Here is an 11,500-nt window from a genome sequence, read left to right on the forward strand (position 1 = left end):
ACCAAACCGCCCGGCCGTCGCATTGCCCGAAAGCAGGCGAAGCCACGGCCCATTGGCCCGCTCTTACTCCTAAACAGGGTGCTCGACCAGTTTGCGGTGATCAAGCCGCCCTGCGGTTTGCATTCGCGGGTGCGCGTGATAAAGCTGCGCCAAATTTGGAACGAATTGGTTCAGGCTGGCCATGTCGCAGGACAATATCTTTCGCGAAGTCGATGAAGAGCTCCGCTCCGACCGGATGCGGGCGCTTTGGCGTCGCTTTGCCCCCTTCGTAATTGGCGGCGCCATCGCCATCGTGGCCCTGGTTGCGATCAACGAGGGCTGGGCCTGGTATAGCAATAGCCAGTCGGCCAAGGCCTCGGACGAATACTACGCCGCGCTCAACGCCGCCGATGCGGGCGATCTCGCCGGGGCGCAGGCCCAGCTCGATACACTCGCCAACGGTTCGGGCGGTTACGCCGTACTGGCCGGCTTCCGTCGTGCCGCGCTGCTCGCCGAGCAGGGCGACAGCGCCGGCGCCGTGGCGGAATATGACGCGCTGGCCAATGCACAGTCCAATCCGCGCCTGCGCGAACTGGCTTTGGTGCTGGCGGCCAATATCCTGGTCGATACCGGCACCCTGGCCGATGTTGAAACCCGTATTGCCTCCGTCGCCAGCGACGATAGTCCGCTGCGCCGCGTCGCGCGCGAGCGCCTCGGCCTCGCCCAGTACAAGGCCGGCGATTTCGCCGCCGCTCAGGCCAGCTTCGAGGCCGTGCTCAACGACCCGCTGACCCAGACCCCGACGCGCAATCGCATGGCCTACTATCTCGGCCAGCTTTTGTCGGATGGCGTCACCACCGTCCCCACCGATGCCGAAGTGGCTGCCGATGCCATTGACGCCGCCGTGCAGAGCGAAGCCGCGCCTGCGGCCGAATAGTCGCGTTCTCGCGGCGGAAGGATACCGGCCATGACGGTCACACTCGCCATTGTCGGCCGCCCCAATGTCGGCAAGTCGACGCTGTTTAACCGCCTGGTTGGCCGCAAGATCGCGCTGGTCGACGACACGCCCGGCGTCACCCGCGATCGCCGCGAAGCCGAAGGCCATATTGCCGATCTCAGCTTCCGCGTGCTCGATACCGCCGGCTATGAAGACGTCACCGACGGTAGTCTCGAAGACCGCATGCGCCAGCAGACCGAGCTGGCCATCCGCGAAGCCGACATCATCCTGTTCATGATTGACGCCCGCGCCGGCGTCGTGCCGCTCGACCAGCGCTTTGCCCAGGTTTTGCGCAAGGCCGGCAAGCATGTGCATCTGGTGGGCAACAAGGCAGAGAGCAAATCGGCCGAAGCCGGTCTGGTCGAGGCCTTCAAGCTCGGTTTCGGCGAACCCATCGCCCTCTCGGCCGAGCATGGGCTGGGCCTTTCCGAGCTCTATTCCATCGTGTCCGCCGCCATTGACAAGGCGGAGGAAAAGAAGGCCAGCGACGCCGCTGCCGAAGCTGAGGCAGCTGCCGATCTCGATATGCTGCCCGAGGTCGATGTCGACATCACCCCGGACATGCTCGAAGGCGAGGGCGACGAGGCGACGCTGCGCTGGAACCCGCGCCGCCACCTCAACGTCGCCATTGTCGGCCGTCCCAATGCCGGCAAGTCCACTTTGGTCAACCGTATGGTGGGCGAAGACCGCGTGCTCGTCGGCCCCGAGGCCGGCATTACCCGCGACAGCATTCTCGTGCCGTGGGAATGGGAAGGCCGCACCATCAACCTGGTCGATACCGCCGGCATTCGCCGACGTGCCCGTGTCCAGGAAAAGCTCGAAAAGCTGGCCGTGGGCGACAGCCTGCGCTCCATCCAATATGCCGAAGTCGTCGTGCTGCTGCTCGACGCCACCATCCCCTTCGAAAAGCAGGACCTGGCGCTGGCCGATCTGGTCGAGCGCGAGGGCAGGGCCATGGTCATCGCCCTCAACAAGTGGGACCTGATCGAGGACAAGAACAAGGCGCTGTCCGAGCTGCGCGAGGCCTGCGAGCGCCTCTTGCCGCAGCTGCGGGGCATCCCGCTGGTGACCCTGTCGGGCCTCACCGGCAAGAATATCGACCGGTTGATGGACGCCATCTTCGCCATCGAGCGCAGCTGGAACGCCCACGTTTCCACCGCTCGCCTCAATCGCTGGCTGGCCGGCATGCTCGAGAGCCATCCGCCTCCGGCCGTTTCCGGCCGCCGGCTCAAGATGCGCTACATGACGCAGGCCAAGACCCGTCCGCCCAGCTTCATCATCTTCGCCTCGCGCCCCGATGCCGTGCCGGCCTCGTATCAGCGCTACCTCGTTAACGGCCTGCGCGAAGCCTTCGACCTGCCGGGCACGCCCATTCGCCTGTGGATTCGCGGCAATACCAAGAACCCCTACGACGACAAGAACGCGCGCCGCATCGGTTGATCTCGGGGGAGGGGCGGTGCGCAGGCGCTGTCCCTTCATCCTTATGGTCTCTTTACGTGTTTCCGCTTTGCCCTATAGTGCGCGCCACTGAAACACCCGCCATGGGTTGCGGCGTGTAATTGAAGCACTTTGGTGTTAGAAGAAATCCTTATCGTCGTCGTTCTGATTATCGTGAACGGCGCCTTGGCCATGTCCGAACTGGCCGTTGTTTCCTCCCGTCCCGCGCGCCTCAAGGCGCTGGCCGATCAAGGCAATAAAGGGGCGGCCACGGCCATCAAACTGGCCGAAGACCCGGGCAAATTCCTGTCCTCCGTGCAGATTGGCATCACCCTGGTCGGCATCCTGTCGGGCGCCTTCTCCGGCGCCACTCTGGGTGCGCGCCTCAGCGAGGGTCTGAAAAGCATTGGTGTTCCCGTCAACATCGCCGATGTCGGTGGCGTGGGCCTCGTGGTCGTTGTGATCACCTATTGCTCGCTGATTTTGGGCGAATTGGTGCCGAAGCAGATCGCCTTGCGCAATCCGGAAGCCGTCGCCTCCCGCGTGGCCCAGCCCATGGCCATTCTTGCACTCATCGGTACCCCGATCGTCTGGTTCCTCGATATCTCGGGCAAGCTGGTGCTGCGCCTGCTCGGCCAGACCGGCCAGAGCGAAGAGTCGGTGACCGAAGAAGAAGTGCGCACCATCATTGCCGAAGCCACGACAGCCGGCGTGCTGGAAACCGGCGAGCATTCGATGATCTCCGGCGTCATGCGCCTCGCCGATCGTTCGGCACGCGGCATCATGACCCCGCGTCTCGACGTCGAGGTCATCGACGTTCAGGACAGTTTTGTGGACAACCTGCGCATCATCCTCAACAGCACCCATTCGCGCCTGCTGGTGCAGGATGGGGACGCGGATTCCATTCTCGGTGTGCTGGCGCTTTCCGACCTGCTGCCCGATCTTGCGGCTGGCCAGCAGCCTGACCTGCGCAAGTTGGTCAAGCCGGTGCCTGTTGTCATGGAGCATTCCGACGCGCTGGACGTGATGGAATCCATCCGCAAGTCCAAGGTGCAGATGGCGCTGGTGGTCGACGAATACGGTCATTTCGAAGGCATCGTGACTTTCGGCGACGTGCTTGAAGTCATCACCGGCGTCTACAACGAAGAACCGGGCGACGATCCTGTCGTGGTGCAGCGCAAGGATGGCTCCTGGCTGGTCGCCGGCTGGATGCCGGTCGACGATCTCAGCGAGCGCTTCAAGATCAGCATCCCCAAGGACGCGCGTTACGAGACCCTGGCCGGCTTCATCCTGGCCAATCTCAACCACCTGCCGGCCGTGGGCGAAACCTTCGACCGCGAGGGCTGGCGCTTCGAAGTCGTCGACCTCGACGGCCACCGCATCGACAAGGTGCTGGTATCCTCCCTCGTCGTCCCGAGCTGATCGTGACCTAGTCGCCTGTCGACGCTCCCCTTTCGGGGAGCGTTTTTGTATGGGGCAGGGCGCGTTATCGCCCTCCTGGCCTTCCCAAGCTCGACGGGCGCGAATTGGCGCTGCCTGATGGCGCACCGCCTCCTCCCCCACCATTCCGCCCTCGGGCTCGTTGCACGTGTCGCGCCGAAACCGAGATCATTTCAACTTTGAGGTGGACTCTGGGCGCTCCCCTCAAGGGGACGTGTTCATTTGATCGCGTTGGGAGGCACGGAGCCCTCGGCTCCTGCTCTCCCTCCCCCTTCTACAGGGGGAGGTTAGGTGGGGGTGCTGCAGGTTCAGCAAACTCCCATCAACAAACGGGTTCCTGGATGGTTCAGCACCCCCACCCCGGCCCTCCTCATCAAGGGGGGAGGGAGCGATGGAGCGATGGAGCCGCATCAACCAGAACGTGAACCGCCCTAAATATCCATCCCGAACCAGGCCGTGGTGCCCACCACCTGCTGCTCGATAAAGCCGCCACTCTTCCAGAACGCAATGCCGCCGCTATTACCGGCATTGGCGCCGAGGTGAATACCGCTCACCCCTGCCAGGCGAGCCGCGTCCACCCAGCGCTGCAACAGCCGTGTGCCGACTTTCTGCCCGCGCAGGCGCGGCAACAGGTTCATGTGGATATGGGCAGGAAAGCGCGCCACCAGCTCGGCTGGTGTCCTGTGTGGCTTGATGATGGCGGCGACGCGGCGGCTATCGGCCTCTGTCAGGTCCTCGACCGCTGCATATTGCGCGCGCAACGCCGGCCACCACTGGTCTTCGAGCTTTTGGGCAAAGCGGTCCGTGTCATAGGTGCCCACGATATAGCCGGCCACGCCCAAATCGTCTTCGGCCACCAGTACCTGATCGGGCTCGATAACCGCGTAAGGCGCGGCATAGAGATGCCCGATCAACTTGGGATGGTTGTGCAGCGGCGACGCATCGCGACCGGAATCGCCGGTCACGAGGCAGATATGGTAAAGCGCCTCAAGGTCGTCGGACCGGTAGGGGCGCAGCTCCACCATGGTCAGAGGTCGCCGAATTTGCCGCTGGGCATGTCGAAGAGCCGCCCGTTTTCGGTGAGCGTGGGGCTCAACAGGTCGATCAGCTTTGGCGCGATCTCGGTCGGTTGCGGCAGGGTTTCCGGGTCTTCCCCCGGCATGGCCTTGGCCCGCATCGCCGTGCGCACGGCACCGGGATAAAAGATGTTGGCGCGGGCCTTGCTCTGCTCCAACTCGCCGGCATAGGACTTCACCAGCGCATCCAGCGCCGCTTTGCTGGCGGCGTAGAGCCCCCAGAACGGGCGCGCCGAGCGGGCGGCAGACGACGACACGAAGACCGCGCGTCCTGCCTCGGACTGGCGCAGCAGCAGGTCGAGCGAGCGCAGCAGGCGGTAATTCGCCGTGACGTTGACGGCCATGACCTTGTCGAATTCGTCAGGCTTGATGTGGCTGACCGGGCTAAGCACGCCCAAAAGGCCGGCATTGGCAACGAGCCCATCGAGATGTCCCCAACGCTCATAAATTGCGGCGCCGACGCGGTCGATGGCGTCGCCGTCGCGCAGGTCCAGCGGCACCAGCGTGGCGGAGGAACCGAGCTCCTGGATGGCGTCATCGAGTTCCTCGAGACCGCCGACCGTGCGGGCGACAGCCACCACATGGGCGCCGCGACGTGCCGCTTCCAGCGCCGCCGCATAGCCAATGCCGCGCGATGCGCCGGTGACCAATACGACCTTGCCCGCCAGTTCCTTGTTTTCAGCCATTAGCCCGCTTCCCTCAGCATCGAAATCTGCTTGGGGTCGTTCATGGTCCGGCCATTGAGGTCGGTCAACTGTGTCGGATAGTCGCCGGTGAAATAGTGGTCGGTAAACTGCGGCGCCTTGGGATCGCGCTTCTTGCCGCCCACCGCTTCGTAGAGCCCGTCAATGGACAGGAACTGCAGCGAATCCGCGCCGATGAACCGGCACATGGCCTCGATATCGGCATATTGGTTGGCCAGCAGCTTGTCGGGATCAGGCGTGTCGATGCCGTAATAATCGGAGTGGAAGATCATAGGGCTGGCGACGCGGATATGCACTTCCGTCGCGCCGGCATCGCGGATCATCTGCACGATCTTGAGCGAAGTGGTGCCGCGCACGATGGAATCGTCGATCAGCACCACGCGCTTGCCGGCGATTTCGGCCCGGTTGGCCGAATGCTTGAGGCGCACGCCAAAGGCGCGGATCTGCTGGGTTGGCTCGATGAAGGTACGGCCCACATAGTGGTTGCGGATAATGCCCAGCTCGAACGGGATGCCGCTCTGCTGCGCAAAGCCGATAGCCGCGGGCGTGCCGCCATCGGGAACCGGCACCACCACATCGGCTTCGACCGGGGCTTCCTTGGCCAGGTTGATGCCGGCATTCTTGCGCGCCTTGTAGACGCTGCGGCCGGCCACCATGCTGTCGGGGCGGGCGAAATAGACATATTCGAACAGGCATGGCCGCTCGGGCACCTTGCGGGCCGGCTTACGGGCATCGATCGAAATCGAGCCGTCCGGCTGGATCTCGCAGATGATCACTTCGCCATTTTCGACATCGCGCACATATTTGGCGCCGATAATGTCGAGGGCGCAGGTTTCCGAACAGAAAATAGGCTTGCCGTCGAGCTCGCCCATCACCAGTGGGCGGATGCCCACCGGGTCGCGCGCCGCGATCAGCTTGGTGCGCGTCATTGCCAGCATGGCATAGCCGCCCTCCATCTGGCGCAGCGCGTCGATGAAGCGGTCGCTGGTGGAGGAATGGCGCGAGCGGGCGATCAGGTGCAGCACCACCTCGGTGTCCGACGTGGACTGGCAGATGGCGCCGGTGGCGATGATCTGGCGGCGCAGCGTCAGCCCATTGGTGAAATTGCCATTATGGGCAATGGCGATGCCCCCGTCTTCGAGTTCGGCGAATAGCGGCTGCACATTGCGCAGCGCCACTTCGCCGGTGGTCGAATAGCGGGTATGGCCGATGGCGATGGTCCCGGGCAGCTTGGCCAGCACGGCGGGGTCCGTATAATGGTCGCCCACCAGCCCCATATGCTTTTCCTGGTAGAACTGGCGGCCGTCAAAGCTGACAATCCCGGCTGCTTCCTGGCCGCGATGCTGCAGCGCATGCAAGCCGAGAGCGGTCAGCGTCGAGGCGTCGGTGTGCCCCAAAATGCCGAACACGCCGCACTCTTCATGCAGCGTGTCCCCAGAGAGATCGAAATCGTCATCGCTCGGATGGGTCACCTGGGTCTCCATGCCAAAAATCATGTCCGCTGGGGCGGCGGGCCTATCGCCTGGCCGATTGCCAACGCCAATAGCGCAAAATCCTGTCGGCCACCACGGATAAGTGTGGCCGGCATGCCTGAACGGGGCGCAAGGACCCGTCCGAGATCAGCTTCGTGTTTGCACTTCGTCTACCGGGTCGGTCGGATCGACCGTGCCGTCGAGCGAGGGATCGACGCCATCCAGGCCGCCAGCAGGCGCCTGCGGATCCTCGGTCAGATTGGCCCCACCGCCCTTGATGACTTCGGTGACCTTCTGCTCGAGCCCATCGGGCAGCATCGAGATCAGCGTCTCGCCCATGCTGCGCAACTGCGGCAGCGACTGCGAATTGCGCGCCCAGTCCGGCAGGTTGCTGCCCAGCAGCCACAGGCCGAAAATGGTGATGACAATGGCAATCAGCACGCCGCGCAGCACGCCGAAGACGAAGCCCAGCGTCCGGTCGATCGGTCCGATGCGGCTATCGACGACAAAGTCGGCGATGCGCATGGTCAAAAGGTGCAGCACGATGAGGGCGACGATGAAGGTCACCACCACGGTGGCGATATTGGCCACCAGCTCCTCGGCAATATATTGCTGCGCGATTTCGGGGTGGTAGAGATACATATAGACGGCGATCGCGGCCGAGCCGGCCCAGGTGGCCAGCGACAGCACTTCGCGGGTGAGGCCCCGCGCCGTCGCCAGGATCGCTGAAATCAGCACCAGTACGCCCACACCAACGTCAAATGCAGTCAGCATATATCTTCGCCTAGTTTTACTTGCGCCCCGGCCTTGAGGGGACCATTAGCCGCTTTGATCGCCCCTGCCAAGGGCGGCGGTCGCGCTTGCATGAAAACTCTTTGTTAACTTTTACCACCCTTCCGGCTCTGGCATGGGCTTCTTGCCATTGGCGGCGATGCGGCTGACCATGTCGCTGAGCTGGGCATATTCGGTGACCTCGAGCCCCGGTGCCTTGTCGGCCGCCCCCAGCCGCCCCGTCGCCACCGAACGGAAGCCCAGCTTCTGTGCCTCGCGCAGCCGCAGCGCCCCATGCACCACCGGCCTGACGCCGCCGGCCAGCGAAATCTCGCCGAAATAGACCGCTTCCGCCGGCAGGGGAGAACCGGTCAGCGAAGAGATCAAAGCCGCCGCAACCGCCAGATCGGCCGCTGGCTCGTTGATTTTGAGACCGCCGGCCACATTGAGATAGATGTCATTGGCCCCGATGCGGACGCCGCAGCGCGTTTCCAGCACCGCCAGCACCATGGAGAGGCGCGAGGAATCCCAGCCCACCACGGCCCGACGCGGCGTGCCGAGCGGGGAGGGAGCCACCAGCGCCTGGATTTCGATCAGCAGCGGTCGCGTGCCTTCCATGCCGGCAAAGACGGCGGAGCCCGCCGCGTCCTTGTCGCGCTGGTCGAGAAACAGGGCGGAGGGGTTGGCGACCTGTTCCAGCCCGCGCTCGGTCATGGCGAAGACGCCGATCTCGTCGGTGGCGCCATAGCGATTCTTCACCCCGCGCAGGATGCGGAAAGTGTGGCTGCTGTCGCCCTCGAAATAGAGCACAGCATCCACCATGTGCTCGACCACGCGCGGCCCGGCGATCTGGCCGTCCTTGGTGACATGCCCCACCAGCACCACCGCCGCGCCGCTCTTCTTGGCCATACGCGTCAGCGCCTGCGCCGAAGTGCGCACCTGCGTCACCGTGCCCGGTGCCGAGTCCACTCGGTCGGTCCATAGCGTCTGGATCGAATCGATGATGACGAGATCAGGCGGGGGCCCGCTTTCCAGCGTGGCGAGAATGATCTCGACATTGGTTTCGGCCGCCAGCAGCACGCCGGCATCGCCCAGGCCCAGCCGCTGCGCCCTCAGGCGCACCTGCGCCACCGCCTCTTCGCCCGACACATAGATGACCCGCTTGCCCTTGGCCGCCAGCGCCGCCGCCGATTGCAGCAGCAGCGTCGATTTGCCGATGCCGGGATCGCCACCGACCAGGAGTGCAGAGCCCTTCACAAACCCGCCACCGGTGACCCGGTCAAGTTCGGCGAGCCCGGTCACCACGCGCGCGGCGCTTTCGGTCTCGCCCGATAGCGGCACCAGATTGGCCGGCCGCCCATTGGACTTGGCGGCTTTCGGCCCCGCGCCCACGCCGGAATCCACGATCTCCTCGACCATGGAATTCCACTCGCCGCAGGCATCGCACCGGCCCTGCCAGCGCGTCGAGACAGCGCCGCAGGACTGACAGATGAATTGCGATCGATTCTTGGCCATGGGTCGTTTCGTTCTCTATTCGGCGCAGCTGGCGGCATTGGTGTTCTGGCGGGTCGCTCGCTCCCGCACCTTGGCGGCGATCTTGCACATGCTGCTCCAGCTGCGCGCAGTGTTGAGGCCGCAATGCTTGTCGATGAGCCGGATCAACCGCGAGGACTTCGCCACATCCCGGGTGAAGTCGACAATCAAATGGTCCGAGACCACATGTGTCTTCTCCGGGCCGTCATGGTCGCCAAGCCAGGCAAAGTCCGGCTTGTCGGAGCCGAAGAAGAACACGGCGGTTTCTGCCGGACGATCCCTGGCCGCCGCGGCGATCGGATCTGCCGCGATCAGCGTCTCCAGCAGGGCAGGGCGCCGCACGATCGGGGCCACATTCTCTCCCAGCCCGAACCCGCGCAGCACCACGCGCATCGCTTGTCGGGCGGCAGTCGCATCCCCTGCAAAGTCGGCCACCATATTGCCGGTGTTGAGCACTGTTTCCGGCGCCAGGAACCCCGCCTCTTCAGCAGCCTCCCGCCACTGCCCCATCCCCATCAGCCGATGCGTCGCCGGCCCAATGGCGCGCAGCAGGATGACATAGGGGTGGGCTTGATGAGGCAAAAGCAGGGTCTCTCAGCACGATGCCGGACGCTATCACCGTGCCTGTTTTGTATCAAGAACAAAAAGAGAACTACGTTGTGGATACACTCCGGAATGACCCGAACTGACCTGTGGGTAAGAGGGCTCTGCCTCAACAGGCACAACGATCACTGGTCCGCCCTCGGGCTCGGCCCGAGGGCCTGTCAGCGCGCCACCAGAGTGGCACTGACGCGCGTGGGGCTTGGCCTTTGGGTCGAGCCCGAGGGCGGTGTGGTGGGTGGGACGCCGCCTGCCCGCGAGATAGAGCGAGGAACCAACAGCACTCTCTGCGCCAAGGTCCGTCACCTCTGCCCTCCCCCTGTTTGAGGGAGAGGCCGGGTGGGGGTTGTGAGAGAACGCCCTATTCCGGCAGCCGTCCGTCCCCGACATAGTTCCGGTTGTACCGCCCCTTGAGGCTGGTGAGCATCTCATAGCCGATAGTGCCGGCAGCGTCGGCCTGGTCGTCCACGCTCACATGCGGCCCGAACACCTCCGCGCCCTCGCCCGGCATCGGCAGGTCCGATCCCAGTTCGGTCACGTCGATGACGGAAATGTCCATGGAGATGCGGCCAACCACCGGGCAGAGCTTGCCGCGGATATAGACCTTGCCACCCGGCCGCTGATTGGTGCCCGAGAGCGAGCGGAAGAAACCATCGGCATAGCCATGGGCGATGATGGCCAGCTTGGAATTGCGGTTGAGCGTATAGGTGGCGCCATAACCCACCGATTCCCCGGTCCGCCCCTCGGTAACCTGCAGGATCGGCACATGCAGCGTTACCACTGTGCCCATGGGGTTCTTCCGGCCCGCCACGGCGCGACCGCCATAAAGGGCAATGCCCGGCCGCACCATCTGGAAATGATAGTCGCGCCCGGTCATCAGGGCGGACGAATTGGCCAGTGACGCGGGGATGCCGGGAAACTGCGCCATGACCGAACCGAACAGCGCCAGCTGGGTACGGTTCTTTTCGTGGCTTGGCTGATCGGCACAGGCCAGGTGGCTCATCACCATTTGCGGGGCATAGCCCAGCCGCTCGATGCGCTCGCGCACCAGCGCCGCCTCGTTGAGGCGGAATCCCAGCCGGTTGATGCCGGTGTCGAAATGGAAGGCGCTGGGATAGGCCTCATTGCGCTCGATGCACTTGCCCAGCCATTCCTCCAGCATCGCCATCGAGCCGATGACCGGCATCAGGTTCTGGCGGATATAGAGATTTGCGGCGCCCGGATAGAGGCCGCCGAGAATGAAGATATGCGCATCGGGCAGGGCGGCGCGCACCGCCATGCCTTCGTCTGGCGTCGCCACGAAGAAGAAGCGGGCGCCAGCGGCATGCAGCGCCTTGCTCGACATGTCGATACCGGTGCCATAGGCGTCGGCCTTCACCACGGCGGCAGTCAACGCGCCGGCGCTCACCTTGTCGAGGGCGCGCCAGTTGCGGGCCAAAGCGCCCAGATCGATGCTCAATTGCCCGCCAAGGCCAGAGGTCAGCGTCATGC

10 protein-coding genes are annotated in these 11,500 nt (G+C 64.3%); 3 read left to right on the forward strand and 7 right to left on the reverse strand.

Features of this window, described 5'->3' with window-relative positions; all coding sequences use genetic code 11:
• Positions 1-181: 181 nt before the first annotated feature.
• The 3 genes from BGO80_RS17500 to BGO80_RS17510 all read left to right on the forward strand — a co-directional run bounded on the left by BGO80_RS17500 (position 182) and on the right by BGO80_RS17510 (position 3,835).
• Positions 182-916, forward strand: a complete 735-nt coding sequence (locus BGO80_RS17500) for a tetratricopeptide repeat protein (RefSeq protein ID WP_286722651.1) — start codon at positions 182-184, stop codon at positions 914-916.
• Between the two features lie 30 nt (positions 917-946).
• Positions 947-2,416: a ribosome biogenesis GTPase Der gene (gene der / locus BGO80_RS17505; RefSeq protein WP_126151261.1), complete on the forward strand. Its 1,470-nt coding sequence runs from the start codon at positions 947-949 to the stop codon at positions 2,414-2,416.
• 132 nt (positions 2,417-2,548) lie between these two features.
• Positions 2,549-3,835, forward strand: a complete 1,287-nt coding sequence (locus BGO80_RS17510; protein WP_126151262.1) for a hemolysin family protein — start codon at positions 2,549-2,551, stop codon at positions 3,833-3,835.
• Between the two features lie 449 nt (positions 3,836-4,284).
• On the opposite strand, the gene BGO80_RS17515 is transcribed toward BGO80_RS17510, so the two are convergent.
• From BGO80_RS17515 to alr, 7 genes are all read right to left on the reverse strand, one after another.
• On the reverse strand, positions 4,285-4,878 hold the full coding sequence (locus BGO80_RS17515; RefSeq protein WP_286722653.1) for a GNAT family N-acetyltransferase: 594 nt from the start codon (positions 4,876-4,878) through the stop codon (positions 4,285-4,287).
• A 2-nt stretch (positions 4,879-4,880) separates the two neighbouring features.
• Positions 4,881-5,615, reverse strand: a complete 735-nt coding sequence (locus BGO80_RS17520) for an SDR family NAD(P)-dependent oxidoreductase (protein ID WP_286722667.1) — start codon at positions 5,613-5,615, stop codon at positions 4,881-4,883.
• Entirely contained in the window at positions 5,615-7,105 is a 1,491-nt protein-coding gene (gene purF, locus BGO80_RS17525) for an amidophosphoribosyltransferase (protein WP_386849521.1), read from the reverse strand. The genes BGO80_RS17520 and purF overlap by 1 nt, the downstream gene beginning before the upstream one ends.
• Before the next feature lie 147 nt (positions 7,106-7,252).
• Positions 7,253-7,879, reverse strand: a complete 627-nt coding sequence (locus BGO80_RS17530; protein ID WP_286722668.1) for a CvpA family protein — start codon at positions 7,877-7,879, stop codon at positions 7,253-7,255.
• Positions 7,880-7,990: 111 nt separating this feature from the next.
• The gene (radA, locus tag BGO80_RS17535; RefSeq protein WP_286722669.1) at positions 7,991-9,391 is read right to left on the reverse strand and encodes a DNA repair protein RadA; all 1,401 of its coding nucleotides are present in this window, start codon (positions 9,389-9,391) and stop codon (positions 7,991-7,993) included.
• Positions 9,392-9,406: 15 nt separating this feature from the next.
• A complete protein-coding gene (locus BGO80_RS17540; protein ID WP_286722670.1) occupies positions 9,407-9,991 on the reverse strand; it encodes a DUF1697 domain-containing protein in 585 nt (194 codons plus the stop codon).
• A 379-nt stretch (positions 9,992-10,370) separates the two neighbouring features.
• A complete protein-coding gene (alr, locus tag BGO80_RS17545; protein ID WP_286722671.1) occupies positions 10,371-11,498 on the reverse strand; it encodes an alanine racemase in 1,128 nt (375 codons plus the stop codon).
• Positions 11,499-11,500 lie beyond the last annotated feature (2 nt).

The organism is Devosia sp. 63-57 (assembly GCF_001899045.1).
Classification (GTDB): Bacteria; Pseudomonadota; Alphaproteobacteria; order Rhizobiales; family Devosiaceae; genus Devosia; species Devosia equisanguinis.